At 72.0% G+C, this 24,013-nt stretch carries 20 protein-coding genes and 1 pseudogene; 10 read left to right on the forward strand and 11 right to left on the reverse strand.

Going from position 1 to position 24,013, the window contains the following annotated elements:
- Positions 1 to 52: 52 nt before the first annotated feature.
- The 5 genes and pseudogenes from SY2F82_RS14970 to SY2F82_RS14990 all read right to left on the reverse strand — a co-directional run.
- Positions 53 to 633, reverse strand: a pseudogene (locus SY2F82_RS14970) (B3/4 domain-containing protein); the annotation flags it as partial.
- Between the two features lie 86 nt (positions 634 to 719).
- Positions 720 to 1,718, reverse strand: a complete 999-nt coding sequence (locus SY2F82_RS14975; protein ID WP_200419560.1) for a Gfo/Idh/MocA family protein — start codon at positions 1,716 to 1,718, stop codon at positions 720 to 722.
- A 3-nt stretch (positions 1,719 to 1,721) separates the two neighbouring features.
- Positions 1,722 to 2,741 (reverse strand): Gfo/Idh/MocA family oxidoreductase, encoded by a 1,020-nt coding sequence (locus SY2F82_RS14980; RefSeq protein WP_200419561.1) that lies wholly within the window; start codon positions 2,739 to 2,741, stop codon positions 1,722 to 1,724.
- A gap of 62 nt (positions 2,742 to 2,803) precedes the next feature.
- Positions 2,804 to 3,562: an SDR family oxidoreductase gene (locus SY2F82_RS14985; protein ID WP_200419562.1), complete on the reverse strand. Its 759-nt coding sequence runs from the start codon at positions 3,560 to 3,562 to the stop codon at positions 2,804 to 2,806.
- An 11-nt stretch (positions 3,563 to 3,573) separates the two neighbouring features.
- Complete coding sequence (locus tag SY2F82_RS14990) at positions 3,574 to 4,737, reverse strand: phytanoyl-CoA dioxygenase family protein (protein WP_200419563.1); 1,164 nt, start codon at positions 4,735 to 4,737, stop codon at positions 3,574 to 3,576.
- 131 nt (positions 4,738 to 4,868) lie between these two features.
- On the opposite strand from SY2F82_RS14990, the gene SY2F82_RS14995 reads away from it, so the two are divergent.
- The gene (locus tag SY2F82_RS14995; RefSeq protein ID WP_200419564.1) at positions 4,869 to 5,906 is read left to right on the forward strand and encodes a LacI family DNA-binding transcriptional regulator; all 1,038 of its coding nucleotides are present in this window, start codon (positions 4,869 to 4,871) and stop codon (positions 5,904 to 5,906) included.
- Positions 5,907 to 6,068: 162 nt separating this feature from the next.
- Positions 6,069 to 6,497, forward strand: a complete 429-nt coding sequence (locus SY2F82_RS15000; RefSeq protein WP_200419565.1) for a hypothetical protein — start codon at positions 6,069 to 6,071, stop codon at positions 6,495 to 6,497.
- A gap of 111 nt (positions 6,498 to 6,608) precedes the next feature.
- On the opposite strand, the gene SY2F82_RS15005 is transcribed toward SY2F82_RS15000, so the two are convergent.
- Positions 6,609 to 9,074, reverse strand: a complete 2,466-nt coding sequence (locus SY2F82_RS15005; RefSeq protein WP_236041469.1) for an XRE family transcriptional regulator — start codon at positions 9,072 to 9,074, stop codon at positions 6,609 to 6,611.
- Between the two features lie 181 nt (positions 9,075 to 9,255).
- On the opposite strand from SY2F82_RS15005, the gene SY2F82_RS15010 reads away from it, so the two are divergent.
- From SY2F82_RS15010 to SY2F82_RS15040, 7 genes are all read left to right on the forward strand, one after another.
- Positions 9,256 to 9,711 (forward strand): carboxymuconolactone decarboxylase family protein, encoded by a 456-nt coding sequence (locus SY2F82_RS15010; protein ID WP_200419567.1) that lies wholly within the window; start codon positions 9,256 to 9,258, stop codon positions 9,709 to 9,711.
- Between the two features lie 176 nt (positions 9,712 to 9,887).
- Positions 9,888 to 10,283 (forward strand): iron chaperone, encoded by a 396-nt coding sequence (locus SY2F82_RS15015; RefSeq protein ID WP_236041565.1) that lies wholly within the window; start codon positions 9,888 to 9,890, stop codon positions 10,281 to 10,283.
- Positions 10,284 to 10,344: 61 nt separating this feature from the next.
- Positions 10,345 to 11,232 carry an oxygenase MpaB family protein gene (locus tag SY2F82_RS15020; RefSeq protein ID WP_200419568.1) on the forward strand — a complete coding sequence of 296 codons (888 nt, stop codon included), beginning with the start codon at positions 10,345 to 10,347 and terminating at the stop codon, positions 11,230 to 11,232.
- Positions 11,233 to 11,290: 58 nt separating this feature from the next.
- Positions 11,291 to 12,901: an NAD(P)/FAD-dependent oxidoreductase gene (locus tag SY2F82_RS15025; protein WP_200419569.1), complete on the forward strand. Its 1,611-nt coding sequence runs from the start codon at positions 11,291 to 11,293 to the stop codon at positions 12,899 to 12,901.
- A 162-nt stretch (positions 12,902 to 13,063) separates the two neighbouring features.
- The gene (locus SY2F82_RS15030) at positions 13,064 to 14,173 is read left to right on the forward strand and encodes a nitronate monooxygenase (RefSeq protein WP_200419570.1); all 1,110 of its coding nucleotides are present in this window, start codon (positions 13,064 to 13,066) and stop codon (positions 14,171 to 14,173) included.
- On the forward strand, positions 14,170 to 15,720 hold the full coding sequence (locus tag SY2F82_RS15035) for an acyl-CoA synthetase (RefSeq protein ID WP_200419571.1): 1,551 nt from the start codon (positions 14,170 to 14,172) through the stop codon (positions 15,718 to 15,720). The genes SY2F82_RS15030 and SY2F82_RS15035 overlap by 4 nt, the downstream gene beginning before the upstream one ends.
- A 67-nt stretch (positions 15,721 to 15,787) precedes the next feature.
- Positions 15,788 to 17,284, forward strand: a complete 1,497-nt coding sequence (locus tag SY2F82_RS15040) for an acyl-CoA synthetase (protein ID WP_200419572.1) — start codon at positions 15,788 to 15,790, stop codon at positions 17,282 to 17,284.
- Positions 17,285 to 17,290: 6 nt separating this feature from the next.
- Here SY2F82_RS15040 and paaK read toward each other — a convergent pair whose 3' ends face one another.
- On the reverse strand, positions 17,291 to 18,586 hold the full coding sequence (gene paaK, locus SY2F82_RS15045; protein WP_200419573.1) for a phenylacetate--CoA ligase PaaK: 1,296 nt from the start codon (positions 18,584 to 18,586) through the stop codon (positions 17,291 to 17,293).
- Between the two features lie 158 nt (positions 18,587 to 18,744).
- Here paaK and SY2F82_RS15050 point away from each other — a divergent pair, with 158 nt between their 5' ends.
- The gene (locus SY2F82_RS15050; protein WP_200419574.1) at positions 18,745 to 19,581 is read left to right on the forward strand and encodes an alpha/beta fold hydrolase; all 837 of its coding nucleotides are present in this window, start codon (positions 18,745 to 18,747) and stop codon (positions 19,579 to 19,581) included.
- A 36-nt stretch (positions 19,582 to 19,617) separates the two neighbouring features.
- Here SY2F82_RS15050 and SY2F82_RS15055 read toward each other — a convergent pair whose 3' ends face one another.
- The 4 genes from SY2F82_RS15055 to SY2F82_RS15070 are packed head-to-tail and all read right to left on the reverse strand — an operon-like array spanning position 19,618 to position 23,827.
- Positions 19,618 to 20,211: an ATP/GTP-binding protein gene (locus SY2F82_RS15055; RefSeq protein ID WP_200419575.1), complete on the reverse strand. Its 594-nt coding sequence runs from the start codon at positions 20,209 to 20,211 to the stop codon at positions 19,618 to 19,620.
- Positions 20,192 to 20,566 carry a DUF742 domain-containing protein gene (locus SY2F82_RS15060; protein WP_200419576.1) on the reverse strand — a complete coding sequence of 125 codons (375 nt, stop codon included), beginning with the start codon at positions 20,564 to 20,566 and terminating at the stop codon, positions 20,192 to 20,194. Before SY2F82_RS15060 ends, SY2F82_RS15055 begins: the two co-directional genes overlap by 20 nt.
- Entirely contained in the window at positions 20,559 to 20,990 is a 432-nt protein-coding gene (locus SY2F82_RS15065; protein ID WP_200419577.1) for a roadblock/LC7 domain-containing protein, read from the reverse strand. Before SY2F82_RS15065 ends, SY2F82_RS15060 begins: the two co-directional genes overlap by 8 nt.
- 14 nt (positions 20,991 to 21,004) lie before the next feature.
- A complete protein-coding gene (locus SY2F82_RS15070) occupies positions 21,005 to 23,827 on the reverse strand; it encodes a nitrate- and nitrite sensing domain-containing protein (RefSeq protein WP_200419578.1) in 2,823 nt (940 codons plus the stop codon).
- Between the last annotated feature and the right edge of the window lie 186 nt (positions 23,828 to 24,013).

The following is a 24,013-nucleotide window of genomic DNA, read 5'->3' on the forward strand; positions in this document are numbered from 1 at the left end:
CAGCCCGGCCGCCGCCGTCAGGCGGACCGCGGGATTGGCGCGTCGGGAGGTCTCAGGTGGTGGCCTGGGGTTGTGCCGGGCTGAGATGGGACACGGCGGTCTGTTCGGCGTGCGGGGCGAGGAGGCCCTGAAATTCGTCGGCTGCGACCTTGAGGAGATCGCCGTCCCGGTCGGCGTGGAGGGTTTCCAGGACGAAGGCGACGTGGGTGGAGTCCTCGGTGACGCGGGTGCGGTGGGCGTCGCGGTGGTTCCAATGGCGGGTCAGGACGCCGGTGGTGTCCGTTTAGATGATCTCGCCGGGTTGGAGTGCTCGACGGTGTCGGGTTCGCCGAGCGGGGTGAAGGACTCGGTGCCGTTCGCGTGGCGGATGTCGACGTCACCGGTGACGTGGTCGAGGTCGAAGGCGCCTGCGGGCAGGCCGTGCCGGACGGAGACGGCGTTGTAGGAGTCGACGGCCGGGTTGATGCGCGGCAGGCTCCCCTTCTTCACGAGGCGGCGGCCGAGGGCGTCGACGCTGGGGCGGACGCGGCGCGGGTTGGTGCCGAAGGAGCGGTAGGCGGTGTGCCACGCCTCGATGCGCGGGTCGGTCTCGTCGGCGGGCCGCCAGGTGCCGTCGGCGAGCTGCTGCTCCACGCTCCCCGCGCAGCTCAGGACCGCGGCGAGGTGTACGCCCCGGCCACCGGTTGGCGACTACCGGTCCCGGTCACAGGCCGGGCGCGTCAGCTGCGTGGCCGGGGCGTGAACCCGGCCTTCTCGTAGGCGGTGTCGATGAGCCGCATCGTCGACAGCGCGTCGTCCGCGTCCAGAGGCAGCGGCTGCCCGCCCCGCACCCGGGCCGCGAACGCCTCGAGCTGGTAGGTGTACGAGGACCTGCGTCCCAGCTCCTCCGTCCGTTCGCCGCTGCCCGTGCGCACCACGACCCGGTCGTCCTGGTGCGGCAGCACGAAGTCGAGCGCCGTGGCCTCACCCCGGGTGCCGACCAGCCGGCACGTCGCCTGCCAGGTGCCGTGCACCATGGAACACCGCGCGGTCCCGGTCGCGCCGCCGGGGAAGGCCAGCTCCGCATCCAGCCAGGCGTCCACGCCCGGAGCCTGCGGCCGTTCCCCACCGCGCGCCGAGACCACCTCGGGGGCGCCGCCGGCCCACGGGGCGAGCATCCGCTGGGCGTGCAGGGCGTAGCAGCCCAGGTCCATCACGGCGCCGCCGGCCAGCGCGAGTGACCAGCGCACGTCGTCGTCCGGTGGCGGGGGCATGACCACCACCGTCTCCACATGCCGCAGTTCGCCCAGTTCACCGGAGGCGAGCAGTTCGTGCAGCCGCCGGGTGACCGGGTGGAAGAGGTAGTGGAAGCCCTCCATGAACACCGTGCCCGCCAACGCCGCCGCGTCGCGCACCTCGGCAGCCTCCTCGGCGTTGCTCGCGGACGGCTTCTCGGTCAGCACATGCTTGCCCGCCTTCAGCGCCGCCAGGTTCCAGGGGCCGTGCAGGCCGTTGGCGAGCGGGTTGTAGACGACGTCGACCTCCGGGTCGGCGACGAGATCGGCGTACGAGCCGACGACCCGCTCCACGCCGTGGGCGTCGGCGAACGCCTGCGCCCGGTCCCGGTCACGCGCGGCCACCGCGACCAGACGGTGGCCGCCCGCGCGGGCCGGAGCCACGAGCGCCATGTCGGTGATGCGGGCCGCACCCAGCAGGCCGATCCTCAGCGGTTCGCTCATGCCTCACTTCACCTCGTCCATGCCCTGGCGCACCTCGTCCATCCGCACCGGTCGGTGCTCCGCCAGCGACAGTGTGCAGGCCTCGGCGACCCAGCTCGCCTCGATGGCGTCGGCCACCGTACACGGTGAGGGCCTGCGGCCCGCCACCATCTCGGTGAACGCGGCGAGTTCGGCGCGGTAGGCGTCCGCGAAGCGGTCCATGAAGAAGTGGTGCGGGGCACCGGCCGGGAAGGTGGCGCCCGGTTCCACGGACCGCAGTGGCAGCTTGTCCTCCAGGCCCACGGCGATGCTGTCCTTCATGCCGTGCAGCTCCAGACGTACGTCGTAACCGCGCGCGTTGTGCCTGGAGTTGGAGATCACGGCGAGGGTGCCGTCGTCCAGGGTGAGGATCGCGGAGGTGGTGTCGACGTCGCCCGCGGCCGCGATGTACGCGGCACCGCGGTTGCCGCCGGCCGCGTACACCTCGGTGACCTCCCGCCCGGTCACCCAGCGCACGATGTCGAAGTCGTGCACCGAGCAGTCGCGGAAGATGCCCCCGGAGACCGCGATGTACGCCTCCGGCGGCGGCGCCGGGTCCAGGGTGGTGGAGCGCACGGTGTGCAGCGCGCCGAGTTCACCGGCGAGGACCGCCTCGCGCGCGGCGACACAGCCCGCGTCGAAGCGCCGGTTGTACCCGATCTGGACCTCGACGCCGCTGTCCCGCACCGCGCGCAGCACGGTCAGGCTCTCCTCGACGGTCTTCGCCACCGGCTTCTCGCAGAAGACGGGGATGCCCGCCCCGACGGCGGCGAGGATCAGCGCCGGGTGGGCGTCCGTGGCGGCGGCGATCACGACGCCGTCGACCCCGGAGGCGAAGAGCGCCTCGGGAGAGTCGACCGCCCTCGCCCCGAAACGCTCCGCCGCCGACGCGGTGGCCGCGGCCACGGGATCGGTGACCACCAGGGAGTCCACCGTGTCCAGTGCGGCGAGGGTGGCGGCGTGGAAGGCGCCGATCCGGCCGAGGCCCAGGATGCCGATACGCATGGGAAGTTGCTCCAATGACCGAGCTGCGAGAGCTGACGGGGCTGAGGGGTGAGGGGGAGGATTCAGTCAAGTCCGCCGAAGACGATCTGGTCCCAGTCGATCACCGAACCGGTCACCACGCCGCTGCGGTCGGAGAGCAGGAAGACGACGAAGTCGGCGATCTCGTCGACCTGACCGAGCTTGCCCATCGGCACGGCCTCGGCCGCCTTCTCACGCCAGTCGTCCCCGGCGCCGTGGAAGGCCCGCTGGATCGCGTCCTCGCCCTCGGTGTCCGTCCAGCCGATGTTCAGTCCGTTGATCCGGACGCGGTCCCAGCGATGCGCGTGCGCGGCGTTGCGGGTGAGCCCCACCAGACCGGCCTTGGCGGCGACGTACGGGGCGAGGAACGGCTGCCCGCCGTGGGCCGAGGAAGTGATGATGTTGACGATGGTGCCGGGCGCGCCGCGGTCCACCATGTTCCGCACGGCCGCCTGCATCGCGAAGAACGGCGCCCGCAGATTGATCGCGACGTGCGCGTCGAAGAGTTCCGGCGTGGTGTCCAGCAGCGAACCGCGTGAGGTCAGCCCGGCCGCGTTCACCAGGCAGTCGATCCTGCCGCACAGGTCCACGACCTGTTCCACGCTGCCGCGCGCCTTCGCCGGATCCGCGAGGTCCGCCCGTACGAAGACCGCGCCGGTCTCCTTCGCGAACGCCTCGCCGGCGTCGGCCCTGCGCCCGGTGAAGACCACGCGCGCCCCCTCACGCAGGGCCGCCCGGACGACACCGGCGCCGACACCCTGGCTCCCGCCGTTGACGAGGACGACCTTGTCCTGAAGCAGCATGTGATTTCCTGTCAGATCCGGCGGCGCCCGGCGGCCGCCCGCAGTTCCTGCCCCAGCCGCTCCGGGCTCCAGCCCTCGGCCACGGCCCGCCACACCGTGTCTGCCTGCGAGGGCGGTGCCAGCCCGTCGACCGGCGGGTCCAGGTCCAGATCGGTCGGGAAGGGATAGCCCTCGGCGCAGGCGGCGACCACCCGGCGCAGCCAGCCCTCGTCGGCGCCCTCTGCCTTGCGCCTCAGCAGCACCGGATACACCGCGTTCGACACCGCCTCGCGGTCCACGGTCTCCATGGCGCGGCCGAAGGCCGAGGAGATCTGCAACAGGTTCGCCATCCGCCGGATGTCCGCGGATCTGTTGTGCCCGGCGGCGTGGAAGAGCGCGGGGTTGAAGAAGACCGCGTCCCCCTTCTGCAGGGGCAGTTGGACGTGGTGCTCCTCGAAGTACGCGATGAACTCAGGCCGCCGCCAGGCCAGATAGCCGGGCTCGTACTTCTGCGAGTGCGGCAGGTACAGCGTGGGTCCCGACTCCACGGGCATGTCGCAGTGCGCCACCGCGCCCTGCAGGGTCAGCACGGGGGAGAGCCGGTGGACGTGGGCCGGGTAGCGGGCCGCCTGCTCCTGGCGCAGGAATCCGAGGTGGTAGTCGCGGTGCACGCTCTGCGCCGTGCCGCCCGGGTTGACCTGGTTGATCTGCGAGGTGATCTGGTAGCCGGGGCCGAGCCAGGCCCCGGCGATCAGCGCCAGCATGTCGTTGCCGTAGTAGTCGGCGAACGTCACCGGATCGTGCGCGGCCATCTTGTCCAGCGCGCTCCACACCCGGTCGTTGGCGCCTGGCTTGGCGAAGTGGTCACCGCGGGCGGTGCCGGCCGCGCGCTCCCGCTCGATCAACGCGGTGAAGACGGCGCTCGCACGGTCCACCACATCGAGGTCGGGGAACGCGCGCTTGAGCACCACGATCCCGGGCCCGGCCAGCAGGGCCCGCACCCACTCCGTCCGTACCTGCTCCGGCCCGGCGGCCCGCAGCCGGTCGCTGTCGTACACGAGGACGTTCTGCTCGACCCCGTCGGCGAGCGGGTATTCGGCCGGATCGGTGCGCTCGTCGACCAGGGAACGGAAGGCGTCGAGGTCGCAGTCCTCCTCGCGCAGCCAGATCCCGGGTCCCGCGGTGGTGAGAGACATCGCGGAGTCCTTTCGCCGTGCCGTCGTTTCCGCCAGTCTTGTGAACCCGGACCCCTCAATCAACAATCAGGAGACCATCAAAAAACCATCATCACAGGCCGTCCATCCTCCTCCACTTCCGGGAAGCAGCCATGGGACACCCGTACACGATCCGCGAGATAGCCCGTCAGGCCGGACTGAGCCAGGCCACCGTGGACCGTGTCCTCAACCATCGGGGCGGAGTGCGGGAGAGCACGGCACGTGAGGTGCACCAGGCGATCAGGGACCTGGACCGGCAACGGACGCAGGTCCGCATCGGCGGCCGCACCTTCATGATCGACATAGTGATGCAGACCCCGGCCCGGTTCTCCACCGCGGTGCGTGACGCCCTGGAGGCCGAACTGCCCTCCCTGCACCCGGCGGTCGTCCGCTCCCGCTTCCACTTCCGCGAGACCTGCCCGCCCGCGGAGCTCGTCCGCGTCCTCGACCGGATCGCCAGGCGCGGCACCCAGGGCGTGATCCTCAAAGCCCCGGACCTGCCCGAGATCGCCGACGCCGTCGGCCGGCTGGTGGCGGCCGGGATCCCCGTGGTCACCCTGGTGACGGACCTGCCGGGCAGTGCACGCCTCGCCTATGTCGGCATCGACAACCGCGCCGCCGGAGCCACCGCCGCGTACCTCCTCGACCAGTGGCTGAGGGACCGCCCGGGCCATGTGCTGGTCACCATCAGCCGGGGCTTCTTCCGCGGCGAGGAGGAACGCGAGATGGGCTTCCGCGGCGCGCTGCGGATGACCAGCCCCTACCGCACCGTGGTCGAGGTCACCGACAGCGACGGCCTGGACGCCACCCAGCGCGACCTGGTCCTGGCCGCGCTGGAACAGGACCCGGACATCAACGCCGTCTACTCCATCGGCGGCGGCAACGCGGCGACCGTGGAGGCCTTCGCGACACTCGGCCGAGCCCCGGCCGTCTTCATCGCGCACGACCTCGACCAGGACAACACGCGCCTGCTGCGGGAACGCCGTATCTCCGCCGTCCTCCACCACGACCTGCGCCAGGACATGCGCCACGCCTGCCAGACGGTCATGCGGGCGCACGGCGCGCTCCCCGAGGAAGGGCCCCGTCCACCCTCGCCGATCCAGGTGGTCACGCCGTTCAACCTGCCGCCCGGGGCGGTGGCGGAGGGGTGATCGGGCGAGCGGACCTCAGAACTGGCATCCGGCACCATAATCCTCAAAGATCACGTAACATCCAGATCGGAAATCGATCAACTGTCGTAGTCACCCGCCCAGTTGGAGAAGTTCTCCACGCCTCGACCAAGGGTGACCGCGCAAGGGGGAAGGAAGAAACCGATGAAGTCATCCGGTCTCCGGCGACGCCTCGCCGGAACGGCGGCCACCGCTGTCATGGTCGGTGCGGGCGTCCTGGCGGGCGCACCTTCGGCGGCGGCGAAGGCCAACCTGCTGGCCATCGACAAGGTGTCGTTCCACGCTCCGGGCCTGCAGGTGAAGGTCACCTACTCCTGCGACGCCGGCATCGACCACGAGCTCGTGGCCAACGCGACGGCGCTCGGCCGGGGCACCCACGACGAGTCGATCGCTGCGGGCACCATCAAGAAGGACAAGCTCGTCTGCGACTACGACAGCCACACCGCGCAGGTCACACTGCGCCCGGCCGCGGGTTCGCACTTCGCGAAGGGGGACAAGGTGCAGGTCGCCGTCTTCTACTTCGACACTGACGGGTTCAGCTACGCCCGCCAGGAGACGGTCGCCGTTCTCTGATGCGGCATTCGCCCCGGCAGGCGGCGTACGGGTCCCGGTGGATGAACTCGGCCCGTCGCCCGCCGGGGCGGTGCGCAGCGCCGAGCACGGTGGAGCTCCAAGCCGCGGGGCCTAGGGCCTCTCGTTCGGCTCCCGCAGGACGGCCTGCGCCGCCGCGCGGTGCTCGGCGGCCCCCGCCGGATCCGTCCGGTCGAGCACGGTCGCGATGCCTTCGTGGGCCAGCACTTCCTCGTACCGGTTTCCCAGCCTCGGGGCCAGCTCCAGCGCCTGCCGGTGCAGCCGCAGGGCCTCCTCGGTCCGTCCCGCGAGCCGGCAGGTCTCGGCATAGCCGTTGAGGAAATGGATCTTCCAGTGCTCCTCGAACAGCTCGTCGAGCAGCGCGAACGCCTCCCGGTGGCCGGCCAGTGCCTCCTCGTACCGGCCCATCTGCCGCAGCGCCACGCCCAGACAGTTCAGGCACCACGCCTGATTGTGCAGATGCCCGTCGTCGCGGGCCACGGCCAGCGCATGGCGCAGATGCTCCGCCGCCTCGTCGGGCTCCTCGCGGGCGATGGCCACGCCGAGCGTGATGCGGGCCGTCAGAGCGGGCGGCCACGCGGGGTCGGTGTGGGGGATGCCCAGCACCTCCCGGGCCCGCTGCGCCGCCTCCTCACGGTGCCCCAGCTGCAGCATCGCCCAGGCCTCCGACGCGGCCGCGTCGGCCGCGCCCGTCGGGCAGCCGGCCTGCTCGTACAACTTCCCCGCCAGCCGGAACAGTTCGAGTGGCTCCTCGACGTGGCCCGCGTCCCAGCTCAGACAACCACGGCGCATGGCCAGCTCGGCCTCCGCACGCGCGTCCCCCGCCTCGGACAACCGGAGTGCGGCCGCCTCGTACGCGGTGGTGGCCTCCGCCATCCGGCCCGCGTTGTAGCGCGCGAAGCCCAGATCGCTGTGCGCCTCGGCCAGTCGCAGCGGGTCGCCCAGGCGCTCGGCGGCGGCGAGCGAGCGCTCGAAGAGGACGTTGAGATGCGTCGTGCCGCAGCGCCGCGCGAAGTACGCCCGCAGGAAGCGCGGCAGCTCGCACACGTGCACGTCGGCCCCGACGGCGGCCGCCGTCTCGAAGGCCGCGACGAGGTTTCCGTACTCGGTGACGAACCAGGCGAAGGCCGCGTTCTTGTCCGGGAACCGTGGCAGCTCCGGCGGAGGCGGCCCCGCGGAGGCCGCCCGGCCGGGCGCGACGAACGGCATGGCGGCGTCGGCGGCGGCCGCCGCGTGCACGTAGTAGCCGAGCACCCGGCCCAATGCCCGCTCCCGCTCGGCCGCCGAGTCCTGTTCCGCCGCGGCCCGGCGCGCGTGCTGGTGCACCAGGTCGTGCAGCCGGTAGCGGCCCGCCGTCGGCTGCTGGACCAGGTGCGCGTCGAGCAGGTCCTCCAGCATCTCCCGGGCGTTGCGCAGCGGCACGTCCGCCAGGGCCGCCACCACGTACTCGTCGAAGGACTCCCCGGGCAGCAGGCCCAGCATCCGGAACAGGCGTGCCTGGGAACGGTTCAGCTGCCGTACCGACATGGCGAACGCCGCGCCGAACGCGGCGTCGAACTCGCTCACCCCCTGCGTCATCCGCTCGACGAGGACGCCCACGGTCCAGCCGGGCCGGTGCCGCAGCCGTGCCGCGGCCAGCCGCAGGGCCAGCGGCAGATGGCCGCACAGCCGCAGCACCTCGGCGGCGGACTCCGGATCGCGGGCCAGCCTGCCCTCGGGGCCCACGGGGTCGCCGCTGGCACGGGCCAGCAGCTCCGCGCTCTCCTGCGGGCTCAGCACGTCGAGCGAGACAGGGGGCACCTCGTCCAGGCCCAGGAGCCGGTTGCGGCTCGTGATCAGGGCGACGGAGGGGCCGGCGCCGGGCAGCAGCGGGCGGACCTGGTCGGCGTCGGCGGCGTTGTCGAGGACCACGACGACCCGTCGGCGGGCCAGTTCCGACCGCCAGCAGGCGGCCAGTTGCTCGATTCCCTCCTGCGGGACCTTCTCGGACGGGACGTCGAGCGCGCCGAGCAGCATCCGCAGCGCGGAGTCCGGGTCGAGCGGGGGCCGGCCCTCGGTGAACCCGTGCAGGTCCACATAGAGCTGGGCGTCCGGGAAGTCGGGGGCGAGCCGGTGCGCGGCGTGCACCGCCAGACAGGTCTTGCCGACGCCCGCCATGCCGTCGACGGAGACCACCCGATGGCTGTCCACCGCGGCGAGCACGGCGGCCAGCTGGGCCTTTCGTCCCGTGAAGTCGGGCACGTCGCGGGGCAGATCGTTCCGGGGCAGCGGCCGGACCTGGCGGCTGCTCCTCGGGGGCGCCGGCAAGGGGTTCGAGGTCCGTTCCCACAGAGGGCGCAGGGGGCGGGGGTCGCGCTTGACGAGGCGGCAGAGGGCGACCACCGCGGGCCAGGGCGGCACGGTCTGCCCGTTGAGGTAGCGCGACAGCGATGAGGAGCTGAGGCCGGTGTCCCGCGCGAGGGCCCTCACGCCCAGCCCGGACAGTTCCTGGAGGAGGCGCAGCCGGGCCGCCAGCTCCTCCTGTGGGTCGGCCTTCGCCGTCCGTGTTTGCGCGTCCACCCGTTCCCCCACTTCGCGTCCCACTCCGGCAGAAGTCTCCCGAGCCAAGTCGCGGCTGGTCAAGGTCGTTTCAGCTGTCCCACGGCGTCCCATCGCCGTGGCCGGAGCACGCCGGCCCGGCTGTCATGGAGTCACGCCCCGACGACAGCGGGGCACCGACCCGGAAGAGGAGAACACCGAGATGCAGTCCCGTATGCAGAACCCCGCCGTCGTCCTGTCCGGTGCGATGCAGCCCGTCCAGGAGATCCTCAAGGCCGTGCAGTCCGGTGGCGTGGACGGGCAGACGCTGGAGCTGGTGCATCTGCGGGTCAGCCAGATCAACGGCTGCAGCGCCTGCGTCGTCGGCGGCGCCAAGACGGCCCGCAAGGCCGGAGTCAGCGACGAGCGACTGGACGCGGTCGCCGCCTGGCGGGAGACCCCGTACTTCACCGAGGAGGAGCGGGCGGCGCTCGCGCTGGCCGAGGCCGCCACGCGGCTGGCCGACCGTCCCGACGCGGTGAGCGACGAGGTGTGGGACACGGCCGCCACCTACTTCGACGAGAAGCAGCTCGCGGCGATCGTCCTGATGATCGGCGTCACCAACCTGTTCAACCGGCTCAACGCCACGACCCGCCAGATCGCCGGCGCGTGGGGATGACGCCCGCCGCCACCGGCCAGGAGGAGCCGGCGAGCGATCTCGACAGCGATACTGCGTACACCCATGATCCGCACACCCGGAGGAGACCCGCTGTGAAGGACGCACAGAAGTCCGACAAGAGCACCGCCGCGACCGACACGACGTCCGAGGGCTTCACGGACGAGGAGCGAGCCGCGATGAAGGAGCGCGCCAAGGAGCTGAAGGCGTCCGCGCGCCGCGGGTCCAAGGCCGCCAAGGCGGCGGAGGACGAGGCCGCCGTGCTCGCGAAGATCGCCGAGATGCAGGAGTCGGACCGGGTCATGGCCGAACGGATCCACGCCGTCGTCAAGGAGAGCGCGCCGGAGCTCGCCCCGAAGCTCTGGTACGGGATGCCCGCGTACGCCCTGGACGGCAAGGTCGTCTGCTTCTTCCAGAGCGCGGAGAAGTTCAAGTCCCGCTATGCGACGTTCGGCTTCAGCGACAAGGCCAACCTCGACGACGGCACCATGTGGCCGGCTTCCTACGCCCTGAAGGAGCTGACCGCCGCCGACGAGGCGAGGATCGGGGCGCTCGTGAAGAAAGCGGTGAACTGAGGCCCGGGCCGTGCTGACACGTCAGCACGGCAGGTCCAGCCGCCCGTGCCGGTCGCTCTTGATGGAGCCCGGCAGGCGAGGTCACACTGGCCGGGTGGACGCGGATCCGGGGTTCTACGGGCCCTCCTCGGTGACCTGGCAGATGCACGCCGACCCCATGATGTGGGTCGCCGGCATCCGCGCGCTCTACCTCCAGGCCCTGCACCCGCCCACCGTGCGCGGCGTCGTGCAGAACTCGGACTTCCGCCGCGACGCCTGGGGTCGGCTGATGCGCACCGCCGACTTCGTCGGGACGACGACGTACGGCACCACCGAGGCCGCCGAGCGGCTGGCGGCGCGGGTGCGGAAGATCCACGCCATGCTCGGCGCCACGGACCCCGACACCGGTGAGCGGTACGGCGTCGACGAGCCCGAGTTGCTGCTGTGGGTGCACTGCGCCGAGATCGACTCCTACCTCCACGTCCTGCGCCGCTCGGGGTTCCGGCTCACCGAGGCAGAGGCCGACCGGTACGTCCGTGAGAACCGGGCCGCCGCCGCCCTCGTCGGACTCGACCCCGAGCAGGTCCCCGCGGACCAGGACGAGTTGGCCGCGTACTTCGAGAAGGTACGGCCCGAACTCGCTGCCGGGCCCGAGGCCCGTGAGGTGGACGACTTCCTGCGGCGCCCGCCGATCCACCCGCTGCTGGTCCCGGCGCGCGCCCTGCTGTGGCGGCGGGTGGCGAACCTGGCGTACGCCGCCCTGCCCCCGTACGCCCACGAACTCTACGGCCGCCCGGCCCCGGGCCCCGCGGCGGTCACCCGGCGGCTGCGCCTGACCGGCACCCTGCTGCGCCGGATCCCGGCACGCGTGCGCTGGCAACTGCCCCCGAAGCACGTTCTGCGCGCCATGGCCCGGCTCGGCCCCGGCGCACGGCCCGCACCGCGCAAGGTCGGCCGGCACGTCGGATGATCCGGCGCCGACCGGCCCGTCTCTGGCCGATCCGGATCTTCGCGTGCTACGAAGAAGCATGCCTGCACGCGAAGGACACGAGGGACACCAGAGGCACGAGCGATACGACGCCGTGATCGTCGGCGGCGGCCACAACGGCCTCGTGGCCGCCGCCTATCTGGCCCGGGCCGGGCGATCCGTGCTCGTACTGGAGCGGCTGGACCACACCGGCGGCGCCGCCGTGTCCACGCGCCCGTTCGCCGGGGTCGACGCACGGCTGTCGCGCTACTCCTACCTGGTCAGCCTGCTGCCCCGGAAGATCGTGCGGGACCTGGGACTGGACTTCCGCGTCCGGGCGCGCACCGTCTCGTCGTACACCCCCGTCGAGCGCAACGGGCGCCCCACCGGGCTGCTCGTCGGCGGTGGCGAGCGCCGCACCCGGGAGGCGTTCGCCCGCCTCACCGGCTCCGACCGCGAGTTCGAGGCATGGCAGCGGTTCTACGGCATGACCGGGCGGGTGGCCCAGCGGGTGTTCCCGACGCTCACCGAGCCGCTGCCCACCCGTGACGACCTGCGCCGCCGCATCGACGACGAGGAGGCATGGCGGGCCCTGTTCGAGGAGCCGATCGGCGCCGCGATCGAGGCCCGCTTCACCGACGACCTGGTCCGCGGAGTCGTCCTCACCGACGCGCTCATCGGCACCTTCGCCGACGCCCACGACACCTCGCTGAAGCAGAACCGCTGCTTCCTCTACCACGTCATCGGCGGCGGCACCGGCGCCTGGGACGTCCCCGTCGGCGGCATGGGCGCCCTCACCGACGCGCTCGCCGCGGCCGCGCGCGCCGCCGGTGCGGTCGTCGCCACCGGGAGCGAGGCGGTGCGCATCGACACCGACGGGCGCGCCGCCGAGGTCGTGTTCCGGAGCGCGGACGGGGAGGGCACCGTCTTCACCCGGCACGTCCTGGTGAACGCCTCCCCGCAGGAGCTGGCCCGGCTCACGGGCGACACCCCGCCGGCCCCGGCCGAGGGCGCCCAGCTGAAGGTGAACATGCTGCTCACGCGGCTGCCCGCGCTGCGGGACACCGGCGTCGACCCGCGCGAGGCGTTCTCCGGCACCTTCCACATCGCCGAGGGATACCGGCAACTGGCCACCGCCCACGCCCAGGCCGCCGCCGGTTCACTGCCCGCCGCGCCGCCGTCCGAGATCTACTGCCACTCGCTCACCGACCCCACCATCCTCGGCCCCGACCTGGTCGAGCGCGGCTACCAGACCCTCACCCTCTTCGGCCTGCACACCCCCGCCCGGCTCTTCGAGGAGGACAACGACGCCGTACGGGAGGAGCTGCTGAAGTCGACGCTGGCGCAGCTGGACGCCCACCTGGCCGAGCCGGTCGAGAACTGCCTGGCCACCGACGCGGACGGGCGTCCCTGCATCGAGGCCAGGTCCCCGCTCGACCTGGAGCGCGACCTGCGGCTGCCCGGTGGCAACATCTTCCACCGTGAACTGGCCTGGCCGTACGCCCAGGAAGGCACGGGCCGCTGGGGCGTGGAGACCCGGCACGCGAACGTCCTGCTGTGCGGCTCGGGCGCGGTGCGCGGCGGCGGGGTGAGCGGCGTGCCCGGGCACAACGCGGCGATGGCGGTGCTCGAAGACCTGGGGGAGCCGCTGCCGGACGGTGCCCGGACGTGACGGGATCCGGCCGGGGGCCGCGGTGATCCGACCGATCGATGGGTGATTCAACCGATCGGTCGGTGATCTGACCGATCGGTTGAAGAACAGCCGGCGCCTAAAATCTGATGGCTCGTCAGAAAACCTCTTCCGTCCTCTCGGGCGCTGCGGCATCCTGCGCCCATGCAGACGGAGCTGAGCAAGCAACTCGGGGCCGAGCACGCCCTCTTCGGGTTCACGCCGTTTCCCGCCGTCGCCGCGGCCATCAGCCGGGCCGGCGGTTTCGGCGTGCTCGGCGCGGTCCGCTACACCGCCCCCGACGACCTCAAGCGCGACCTCGACTGGGTCGACGCCCACGCCGACGGCCGCCCCTACGGACTGGACGTCGTCATGCCCGCCAAGAAGGTGGAGGGCGTGACGGAGGCCGATGTCGAGGCGATGATCCCGGAAGGACACCGGCAGTTCGTCAGGGACACCCTGGCCGAGTACGGGGTGCCCGAACTCGCCGAGGGCGACGCGTCCGGGTGGCGGATCACCGGCTGGATGGAACAGGTCGCCCGCAGCCAGCTCGACGTCGCGTTCGAGTACCCGATCAGGTTGCTGGCCAATGCTCTGGGCTCCCCGCCCGCCGACGTCGTCGAACGCGCCCACGCCCAGGGCGTTCTGGTCGCCGCGCTCGCCGGCAGCGCCCGGCACGCCCGCAAGCACCAGGAGGCGGGCCTCGACATCGTGGTCGCGCAGGGGTACGAGGCCGGTGGCCACACCGGCGAGATCGCCTCCATGGTGCTCACACCCGAAGTGGTCGACGCCGTCGCCCCGTTGCCCGTGCTGGCCGCCGGCGGCATCGGCAGCGGGCAGCAGGTCGCCGCCGCCCTGGCGCTCGGTGCGCAGGGCGTCTGGCTCGGCTCGATCTGGCTGACCACCACGGAGGCCGAACTCCCCTCGCCCGTCCTCGTCCGCAAGCTGCTGGCCGCCGGCTCGGGCGACACCGTCCGCTCCCGGGCGCTGACCGGCAAACCGGCCCGGCAGCTGCGTACCGCGTGGACCGACGTCTGGGACGACCCGGACGGCCCGGGCGCCCTTCCCATGCCGCTGCAGGGCCTGCTGGTGGCCGAGGCGATCACCCGCATCCAGAAGTACGAGGTGGACCCGCTGCTCGGCACGCCCGTCGGCCAGATCGTCGGCCGCATGACCAGCGAACGCAGCGTCCAGGCCGTCGTCGACGACCTCACCCGGGGCTTCGAGGAGGCCGTCGACCGCATCAACCGGATCGCCGGAAGGAGCCGGCAGTGAGCCAGTCCGCCAACGGTTTCTGGGCCCAGGCAGCGGCCGATCCCGAGCGCATCGTCCTCGTGGCCCCCGACGGGGAGGAGTGGACCGCCGGGCGGCTGCTCGCCGACGCCAACCGGCTGGTGCACGGGCTGCGCGCCGCGGGGCTGCGGACCGGTGACTCCTTCGCCGTCGTCCTGCCCAACGGTGTCGCGTTCCTCACCGCGTACCTGGCCGCCACCCAGGCCGGGCTCTACCTCGTCCCCGTCAACCACCACCTCGTCGGGCCGGAGATCGCCTGGATCGTCTCCGACTCCGGCGCCAAGGTGATCATCGCGCACGAGCGGTTCGCGGACGCGGCACGCGCCGCCGCCGACGAGGCCGGACTGCCGGCCACCCACCGGTACTCCGTCGGTGAGGCCGAGGGCTTCCGGGCGTACGCCGAACTCCTCGACGGGCAGCCCGAGTCGGCGCCAGGCGACCGCACCCTCGGCTGGGTCATGAACTACACCTCGGGCACCACGGGCCGCCCCCGCGGCATCCGCCGCCCACTGCCCGGAAAACCGCCCGAGGAGGCCTACCTCGGCGGTTTCCTCGGCATCTTCGGCATCAGGCCCTACGACGACAACGTCCACCTGGTCTGCTCCCCGCTCTACCACACGGCCGTGCTCCAGTTCGCGGGCGCCTCCCTGCACATCGGGCACCGGCTGGTGGTGATGGACAAGTGGACACCCGAGGAGATGCTCCGCCTCATCGACGTCCACTGGTGCACGCACACGCACATGGTGCCCACCCAGTTCCACCGCCTCCTCGCCCTGCCCGACGAGGTGAGGGCCCGCTACGACGTCTCGTCCATGCGGCACGCCATCCACGGCGCCGCCCCCTGCCCGGACCATGTGAAGCGGGCGATGATCGAGTGGTGGGGCATGTGCGTGGAGGAGTACTACGCGGCGAGCGAGGGAGGCGGCGCCTTCGCGACCGCCGAGGACTGGCTGAAGAAGCCCGGCACGGTCGGCAAGGCGTGGCCCATCAGCGAACTCGCGGTCTTCGACGACGACGGCAACCAGCTGACGCCCGGTGAACTCGGCACCGTCTACATGAAGATGAGCACCGGCGGCTTCTCTTACCACAGGGACGAGGCCAAGACGCGCAAGAACCGCATCGGCGACTTCTTCACCGTCGGCGACCTCGGCTACCTCGACGAGGACGGCTATCTGTTCCTGCGCGACCGCAAGATCGACCTGATCATCTCCGGCGGGGTCAACATCTACCCCGCCGAGATCGAGGCCGCGCTGCTCACCCACCCCGCAGTCGCCGACGCGGCCGCCTTCGGCATCCCGCACGACGACTGGGGCGAGGAGGTCAAGGCGGTCGTCGAACCCGCCCCCGGCCACGACCCCGGCCCGGCGCTCGCCACGGACATCCTCGACCACTGCGCACGGCGACTCGCCGGCTACAAGCGGCCCAGGAGCGTCGACTTCATCGCGACGATGCCCCGCGACCCCAACGGCAAGCTGTACAAACGACGGCTGCGGGAACCGTACTGGGAAGGCCGTACCCGCCCCGTGTGACGGCTGCTTGACCTGCCCCGCGTGCCCGGCGAGGATCGCGCCAGGGCCGGACACGAAGGAGCGGGACATGACGGCGGGACGAAGCGTCACGGTCGACGGCACGCTGCGGCGCAGCGCCCGGCGCACGCCGGCGAGGGTGGCGATCCGCTACGGCGACCGGTCGTGGACCTACGCGGAACTCGACGACGCCGTCTCGCGCGCCGCCCGCGTGCTGCGGGAGGCCGGGCTCGCCCCGGGCGACCGGGTCGGCGCCCTGGGCCACAACTCCGACGCCTACCTGATCGCCTTCCTGGCCTGCGCCCGCGCCGGACTGGTGCACGTACCGGTGAACCAGAACCTGACCGGCGAGGACCTGGCGTACATCGTCGACCAGTCCGGCTGTTCCCTCGTCCTCGCGGACCCCGACCTCGCCGGGAACCTCCCGCAGGGCGTACGGCGGCTGCCGCTGCGCGACGCGGACGACTCGCTGCTCGCGCGGCTGGCCGCGACCGAGCCGTACGACGGCGGGGAACCGCGCGCCGAGGACCTGGTGCAACTGCTGTACACATCCGGCACGACCGCGCTGCCCAAGGGCGCGATGATGACGCACCGCGCCCTGGTGCACGCGTACCTGAGCGCGATCACCGCCCTCGACCTGAGCGCGGGCGACCGGCCTGTGCACGCCCTGCCGCTCTACCACTCGGCGCAGATGCACGTCTTCCTGCTGCCCTACCTGGCCGTCGGCGCGGAGAACGTCGTCCTGGACGCGCCCGACGGCGACCGGCTCTTCGACCTCGTCGAGGCGGGCCGCGCCGACAGCCTGTTCGCGCCCCCGACGGTCTGGATCGGACTGGTGAACCGCCCCGACTTCACCACCCGCGACCTGAGCGGCCTGCGCAAGGCCTACTACGGCGCCTCGATCATGCCGGTGCCCGTCCTGGAGCGCCTCAAGGAGCGGCTGCCGAAGCTCGCGTTCTACAACTGCTTCGGGCAGAGCGAGATCGGCCCCCTCGCCATGGTCCTCGGGCCCTACGAGCACAAGGGACGCATGGACTCGTGCGGGCGTCCGGTGCTGTTCGTGGAGGCGAAGCTCGTCGACGAGTCCGGCAAGGACGTGCCCGACGGGGAACAGGGAGAGATCGTCTACCGGTCACCGCAGCTGTGCGAGGGCTACTGGGAGAAGCCGGAGGAGACCGCCGAGGCGTTCCGCGACGGCTGGTTCCACTCCGGGGACCTCGCCGTGCGGGATGCCGAAGGCTACTTCACCATCGTCGACCGGGTGAAGGACGTCATCAACTCCGGCGGGGTACTGGTCGCTTCACGGCAGGTCGAGGACGCCCTCTACACCCACGAGCGGGTCGCCGAGGCAGCGGTGATCGGGCTGCCCGACGAGCGGTGGATCGAGGCGGTCACCGCGGTTGTCGTACCGCGCGGCGAGGTGACCGAGGCCGAACTGATCGACCACGTGCGCGAGAAACTGCCGCACTTCAAGGCGCCCAAGCGGGTGCTGTTCGTGGACGAGCTGCCGCGCAACGCGAGCGGGAAGATCCTGAAGCGGGAGCTGCGCGACCGGTTCGGTCGCTGACGGGGGTCAGCGCGGCCGCAGGTCCACGATCCGCCTGATCTTGCCCACGGACCGCTCCAGGGACTCCGGTTCGACGATCTCGACCCCCACCGAGACACCGATCCCGTCCTTCACGGCCGCCGCGATGGCGAGCTCCGCCGCCTCACGCTGCTCCGGGGTGGCGCCGGGCCGGGCCTCGGCCCGCACGGTCAGCGCGTCGAGCCGGCCCTCGCGGGTCAGCCGGAGCTGGAAGTGCGGCGCCACGCCCGGGGTGCGCAGCACGATCTCCTCGATCTGCGTGGGGAAGAGGTTGACTCCGCGCAGGATGACCATGTCGTCGCTGCGCCCCGTGATCTTCTCGATGCGCCGGAAGACCCGCGCCGTGCCGGGCAGCAGCCGGGTCAGGTCCCGCGTCCGGTACCGGATCACGGGCATGGCCTCCTTGGTGAGGGAGGTGAAGACCAGCTCGCCCTCCTCGCCGTCCGGCAGCACCTCGCCGGTGATCGGATCGACGATCTCCGGGTAGAAGTGGTCCTCCCACACGTGCAGGCCGTCCTTGGTCTCGACGCACTCCTGCGCCACACCCGGGCCGACGACCTCCGACAGGCCGTAGATGTCCACCGCTTCGATCGCGAACCGCTCCTCGATCTCGCGTCGCATCTCCTCGGTCCACGGCTCGGCTCCGAAGATGCCGACGCGCAGCGAGGTGGTCCGCGGATCGACGCCCTGGCGCTCGAACTCGTCCAGCAGGGTGAGCATGTACGAGGGGGTGACCATGATGACGCCGGGCCGGAGGTCCTGGATCAGCTGCACCTGGCGGGCCGTCATGCCACCGGAGGCGGGGATCACCGTACAGCCGAGGCGTTCGGCGCCGTAGTGCGCCCCGAGGCCGCCGGTGAACAGGCCGTAGCCGTACGCCACATGCACCGTGTCACCGGGCCGGCCGCCCGCCGCGCGGATGGACCGGGCCACCATGTCGGCCCACATCGACAGGTCGTTGTCGGTGTACCCGACGACCGTGGGCCGCCCGGTGGTGCCGCTGGAGGCGTGGATGCGGCGGATCCGCTCCCTGGGGACGGCGAACATGCCGTACGGGTAGTGCTCTCGGAGGTCCGCCTTCACGGTGAACGGGAACCGGGCGAGATCCGCGAGCGTACGGCAGTCCTCCGGCCGCACCCCCGCCTTGTCGAAGGACTCCCGGTAGAAGGGCACGTGCTCGTAGGCATGTCGCAGCGAGGCCCGCAGCCGCTGCGACTGCAGGGCCCGCAGCGCCTGTGCGTCGAGCCGTTCCCCCGCGTCCAGCAGGCCCTGAGCGTCTGCCATGGGGACGCCTCCCTAGCGATCACAAGCAATCGTCACGAACCGGTCGACCGATCATTCGGTAGACACCGAGGATCAGTAATCCAGCCCGTCCGGCCGGAGGCAAGAGCCCGGCCGAAACTTTCTTGCGGCGAAGTCCGCCCCGCCCCAAGATCAGACACATGCCGACGTTTGACGCGTACGACGGGACCCGACTCGCCTACCACCTGCGGGGAGAGGGGGAAGCGCTCGTCGTGCTGCCCGGTGGACCGATGCGGGCCTCCGCGTACCTCGGGGACCTCGGCGGGCTCGACCACCGGCGGCGGCTGGTGCTGCTCGATCTGCGCGGGACCGGGCACTCGGCCGTGCCGGCGGACCCGGACACGTACCGCTGCGACCGGATGGTCGACGACGTGGAGGCGCTGCGCGAGCACCTCGGCCTGGAACGTATGGACATCCTCGCGCACTCGGCGGGCGGCAGCCTGGCCCTGCTCTACGCGGCCCGGTTCCCGGAGCGCGTCGCCCGCCTCGCCCTGATCACCGTCACACCCTGGGCGCTCGGGATGCCCGCCACGGCCGAGGACCGGCTCGATGCGGCACGGCTGCGCGAGGGCGAGCCCTGGTTCGAGGAAGCCTTCCCGGCGTTCGAGGCCTGGCTGAACGGAGACGGCGAGTTCGACCCGGTCTTCATACCCTTCTTCTACGGGCGGTGGGACGCTGCGGCGCAGGAGCACGTCGCGAACCGGGCGGGGCAGGCCAACGACGCGGCGGCCGACGTCTTCCTCTCCGACGCGGCCTTCGACCCGCCCGCCGCGCTGGCCGCGCTCGCCCGCCTCACCGCGCCCGTCCTCGTGTACGCGGGCGAACTCGACGGCGGTCCCCGCCCCGAACTGGCCCGCCGCGTCACCGAGTTCTTCCCATGCGCCGAGTTCACGGTCCAGCCGGGCGCCGGGCACTACCCGTGGCTGGACGACCCCGAGCACTTCGCCGTGAGGGTGGACGCCTTCTTCGCGGGCTGAGCGGGCGTGAGCGGGCCTGAGCGGGTGGCCCCGCCGTCAGCCGCCCAGGGGGGTCAGACGGGCCGCCGCCCGGGCCCGGGCCGCCTCCAGGACCGCCAGCAGAACCGCCTTGCTGGAGTTGCGGTCCCGGACGTCGCACAGGAGCACCGGTGTCGACGCGTCCAGGTCCAGCGCCGCCCGCACCTGCTCGGCCGTACAGTCCCGCCGCCCGTCGAAGCAGTTGACCCCTACGGCGAACGGGATCTCCCGCGCCTCGAAGAAGTCGATCGAGGCGAACGAGGCGTCCAGGCGGCGGGTGTCGGCGAGGACCACCGCCGCCAGCGCGCCCGTCGCCAGGTCGTCCCACATGAACCAGAACCGGTCCTGCCCGGGCGTGCCGAACAGGTACAGCACCAGCTCCGGCGCGATGGTGATCCGGCCGAAGTCCATGGCGACCGTCGTGGACGACTTGCCCTCCACCCCGGTCAGGTCGTCGACCCCGAGGCTCGCTTCGGTCATGCGCTCCTCGGTCTCCAGCGGGGGCACCTCGCTCACCGAGCCCACCATGGTGGTCTTGCCCACGCCGAAACCGCCCGCGATGAGGATCTTCAGCGCGGTGGGCATGACCGGCTCAGAGCTGACGGATACCATCCATCACCCTTTCGATGATTTCCACACTCGGCTGCTCGTCCTGCCCGGGCGGCGACTGGACGATGATGAGCGAGGCGTTGAGCAGATCCCCGCACAGGATCTTCACCACGCTCACCGGCAGGTCCAGATGCGCGGCGATCTCGGCGACCGCCACCGCGCGGTCCCGGCACAGCTCGAGGATCTGGACCGACTCCGGCTCCAGGTACTCGTACTCGAACTCAGCCTCGGACCGCGAGACGACCAGCGTGATCAGTGTGAACGTGTGCTGACTGTGGCGGGTGCGCCCGCCCGTGATGGCGTACGGCCGTAAATGACGCCCGGCCTCCGCACCGTCGAGCCACCGCGGTTCACGCATCCTGAATAAGACCGCCGGACGATGTCTGGACGCGAGGCGCGGCGCTCATGTACTGGCCGACCTGTTTGACGAGCGTGCCCATCTCGAAGGCCATCATCCCCACATCCACTTCCTCCGAGGCGATCGCGGCCAGCCGGGCACCCCTGCCCGCGGCCGTGACGAACAGGAACGCCCTCTCCATCTGGATGACCGTCTGCTGGACCTCCCCGCCGTGGAAGTGGCGCGCGGCGCCCCGGGCCAGGCTGTGCATGCCCGAGCCCACCGCCGACAGGTGCTCGGCGTCGTCGCGGCGAAGGTCCTTCGACTTGCCGATGAGGAGGCCGTCCCCGGACAGCACGATGGCACAGCGGATCTCCGGGATCCGGTCCACCAGGCCGTCGAGGAGCCAGTCCAGCTGCGGCCCGGGATGTACCTGCTCAGTCATTGCTCAACGTTCCCTCACAGTCGATGGGCACCGGGGTCCCCCGAATCCTGCGGCCGGCCCTCCGTGCCGGCCGGCCCGTCCGGATCGGACATCCGGGCCCGCTTCAGCCCCTGCTGAATGGCGATCATCGCGCGCGCCGACGCTTCCGGGGAGACGACGCCGTTGTCCTCTTCTCCCTCGGGCCGGCCCTGGGTTTGTGCTGCCTCCCTGCGCAACTGCTGCGCGAGGCTGGCTCCCCGGGTCCGCTGCGGCAGCACCGGGGGCGTCGTCAGCGGGCGCGCCGCATCGGGTGCGGACGCCTGCCCGGCGGGCGCGGTGCGCCCCGCGCCGGGCTCGCGTCCGGGCGGGGGCCCGGCTTGCGGCCGGTGCTGTCCCGATGGTGGCCCGGCTTGGGGCCGGTGCTGTCCCGGCGGGGGTCCGGCCTGCGACCGGTGCTGCTCCGGCGGTGGCCCGGCCTGCGGCCGGCCGTACCCGGCCGACTGCCCGGAGTACTGGACCGGCTGCCCCGGGTACTCGGCCGACGGCCCGGTGTACTCGGCGGACGGCCCGGTGTACTCGGCGGACGAGCCCGCGTACTCGGCCGACGGCCCCGCGTACCCGGGCCCGGACTCATAGGTCGCCCCCCGTGGGGCCGGGGCCGTCTGCTGGGGCGTGGCCCACCGGTCCGGCTCGGAAGGGGGTACCGGGTGTTCCGACACGGGCGGCAACAGACCTGCACCTCCGTACTCGGGAAAGCCGCTGTGGTCCGCGATGCGGGAGTGCGTGAGGACGTCCGCTCCCACGACCGCCGGCGCCGTCACGCTCCCGGTGGCTCCCACGGCTGCGCCCGCGAGCGCCCTGTCCTCGGCCCGGGGCTCGCTCTGGAGCACGTTGCCGGCCGCCGCGGCCGCCGACCTGAGCTGGTCGAGGACCGGCGACTGAAGATCCTCCAGCAGCTCCGAGGGCAGCAGGACGACGACGAGCGTGCCGCCGTAGACGGACTCGCGCAGCTCCACCTTGATCTTGTGCCGCTCGGCGAGCCGGGCGACCACGAAGTGGCCGAGACGCGGGTCCTCGCCCAGGGACGTCATGTCCAGCTTGGGCGGATGGGCGAGCAACTCGTTGGCGTACGCCATCTTGTCGGGCGGCATGCCGAGTCCGTGGTCCTCGACGTGGATGGCCAGCCCCTTGGCCACCTTGGTGGCACTCACGAACACCTGGGTGTCCGGCGGCGAGAAGCTCGTGCCGTTCTCGATCAGTTCGGCGAGCAGGTGCGTGACGTCCGCGACGGCCCGGCCCGCGAGGGCGACACGCCGCTCCGCGGGCAGGTTCTTCACCTTCACGCGCGTGTACTGCTCGGTCTCCGCGACCGCACTGCGCATCACGTCGGTGATAGAGACCGGCGCGGTCAACCGGCGGCTCGGCGGGGAACCGCTGAGGATCACCAGGTTCTCCGCATGCCGTCGCACGCGGGTCGCGAGGTGGTCGACCTTGAAGATGTCCTTCAGCAGGTCGGAGTCCTCGTGCTTGCGCTCCAGGTCGTCGAGGAGCGAGATCAGACGGTGGATCAGGATCTGGGTGCGCCGGATGAGCTGTGCGAAGACCTTCTCGGTGCCCTCGCGGCCCCTCGACTGACTCATCGCGGTGTCCGCGGCGACCCGGCCCAGCCGGTCGATGGCCCCGGCCAGCCGCTCCAGCTCGTCGCCGGTCTGGCGATCCTGCGGGCCGAGGACGGCGGGGTCCACGTGCTCGCCCCGCTCGATGCGGGCCAGCAACTGGGGCAGTGCACGGGACAGTTCCTCGGCCCGTGCCTCGAGTTCGGACACCCGGCCGAGTGTCGCGCGGCGGGCGCGGAGCGCCAGCATCGCGCCGCCGGCCAGTGCGGCCAGGGTGGCGGCGGTGCCCACGAGCATGCCCAGCAGCAGCTCGTCGGCCCGGTCCGAGGCGTCGTCCGCCAGCCCCCGCACGGAGTCCGCGCCCAGTGACTGCAGATCGCCCAGGACACCGCCGGCGGTGTCCGGCCATGTCGAGGCCTTCGAAGGCAGCGTCGTGCCCTGGGCGGACGCCACGGAGTCGCCGAGCGTGCCCAGCGTCGTCCACTGCGCGCCGTCGGTGATCTGCGCATAGCCGGCGGCTGCCCCGGCGGGCAGGTCACGGGCGGTCAGGCCCGCGCTGAACTCCCGCTGGAGCGCGAGGTACTCCGCGAACTGGGCCCGGGTCGTCGCCGGTATGCGCCCGGAGGGCAGGACACCGGACAGCAGGGCGTCCTGGCGGGAGAGCATCTCCGTGATCTGCACCAGGGAGGCCGTGGCCGTGCCGCCCGGCGCGAGGGACCCGTTGTCGCTGCGGACGGCAGCGGTCACCAGGGACACGCCCTGGGAGATGCTGTCGGTGAAGTACTGGAAGGCGTCGCCGGGGGACAGGGTGCGGGCGTCGATCGCCTGGCGGCGGCCGGAGAGCGCGGCCAGCGCGTCGTCGAGCGACTTCGCCCGGCGCCGCAGCGTCGAGGTGTCCAGGCCGGAGGAGCCGCGGTAGGCGGTGACGGCGGCGTCGGTCCGCTTCCGGGCGGCCTCGAGGTCGCCGCGCGCGGCGCCGGTGCGGCTCGCCTGCCAGACGGCGGTCAGACGGCGCTCGTTCTGCAGGGCGGAGAGCACCGCCTGGGCAGGCCGGGCGGCCGACGTGTCGTGGTCCGCGTCGGCCTGCAACTGGACGTGCTCGTCGACGAGACCGGCCGCCGTGTACCCCCACAGTCCGGTCAGGCAGACGGCGGGCACGACGAAGGGCAGGACGAACGAGAATCGGAGAGATCTGCGCGGGGCGGACCGATGACGCGTCCGCCGGTCGCGGGTGCCTGGCATCTGATTCCTCGTACGGCAGCGAAGCACTGGTTCGGTTGGGACGGTGCGAGTGCCGGAATGTGCCCGGCGCGGCGACTTGACCTCACCGTCATCGGAGTCGGCGATCAGGCTGAACCGTATCAGGATCATGGCGCAGCGTCAGCTTCCGCTTAGGGCAACTAACCGCTTCCATACGTGAGTTGCCAG

The sequence above is a fragment of the Streptomyces sp. Y2F8-2 genome, from assembly GCF_014905555.1.
Classification (GTDB): domain Bacteria; phylum Actinomycetota; class Actinomycetes; order Streptomycetales; family Streptomycetaceae; genus Streptomyces; species Streptomyces cynarae.

Coding starts and splice junctions, on each gene's coding strand:
- SY2F82_RS14975 (WP_200419560.1), bottom strand. CDS start 1,718: ATGAGCGAACCGCTGAGGATCGGCCTGCTGGGTGCGGCCCGCATCACC.
- SY2F82_RS15010 (WP_200419567.1), top strand. CDS start 9,256: ATGCAGTCCCGTATGCAGAACCCCGCCGTCGTCCTGTCCGGTGCGATG.
- SY2F82_RS14990 (WP_200419563.1), bottom strand. CDS start 4,737: ATGTCTCTCACCACCGCGGGACCCGGGATCTGGCTGCGCGAGGAGGAC.
- SY2F82_RS15060 (WP_200419576.1), bottom strand. CDS start 20,566: ATGCGTGAACCGCGGTGGCTCGACGGTGCGGAGGCCGGGCGTCATTTA.
- SY2F82_RS15015 (WP_236041565.1), top strand. CDS start 9,888: ATGAAGGAGCGCGCCAAGGAGCTGAAGGCGTCCGCGCGCCGCGGGTCC.
- SY2F82_RS15050 (WP_200419574.1), top strand. CDS start 18,745: ATGCCGACGTTTGACGCGTACGACGGGACCCGACTCGCCTACCACCTG.
- SY2F82_RS15020 (WP_200419568.1), top strand. CDS start 10,345: ATGGAGCCCGGCAGGCGAGGTCACACTGGCCGGGTGGACGCGGATCCG.
- SY2F82_RS15065 (WP_200419577.1), bottom strand. CDS start 20,990: ATGACTGAGCAGGTACATCCCGGGCCGCAGCTGGACTGGCTCCTCGAC.
- SY2F82_RS15030 (WP_200419570.1), top strand. CDS start 13,064: ATGCAGACGGAGCTGAGCAAGCAACTCGGGGCCGAGCACGCCCTCTTC.
- SY2F82_RS14985 (WP_200419562.1), bottom strand. CDS start 3,562: ATGCTGCTTCAGGACAAGGTCGTCCTCGTCAACGGCGGGAGCCAGGGT.
- SY2F82_RS15025 (WP_200419569.1), top strand. CDS start 11,291: ATGCCTGCACGCGAAGGACACGAGGGACACCAGAGGCACGAGCGATAC.
- SY2F82_RS14995 (WP_200419564.1), top strand. CDS start 4,869: ATGGGACACCCGTACACGATCCGCGAGATAGCCCGTCAGGCCGGACTG.
- SY2F82_RS15000 (WP_200419565.1), top strand. CDS start 6,069: ATGAAGTCATCCGGTCTCCGGCGACGCCTCGCCGGAACGGCGGCCACC.
- SY2F82_RS15040 (WP_200419572.1), top strand. CDS start 15,788: ATGACGGCGGGACGAAGCGTCACGGTCGACGGCACGCTGCGGCGCAGC.
- SY2F82_RS15070 (WP_200419578.1), bottom strand. CDS start 23,827: ATGCCAGGCACCCGCGACCGGCGGACGCGTCATCGGTCCGCCCCGCGC.
- SY2F82_RS15055 (WP_200419575.1), bottom strand. CDS start 20,211: ATGGTATCCGTCAGCTCTGAGCCGGTCATGCCCACCGCGCTGAAGATC.
- SY2F82_RS14980 (WP_200419561.1), bottom strand. CDS start 2,741: ATGCGTATCGGCATCCTGGGCCTCGGCCGGATCGGCGCCTTCCACGCC.
- paaK (WP_200419573.1), bottom strand. CDS start 18,586: ATGGCAGACGCTCAGGGCCTGCTGGACGCGGGGGAACGGCTCGACGCA.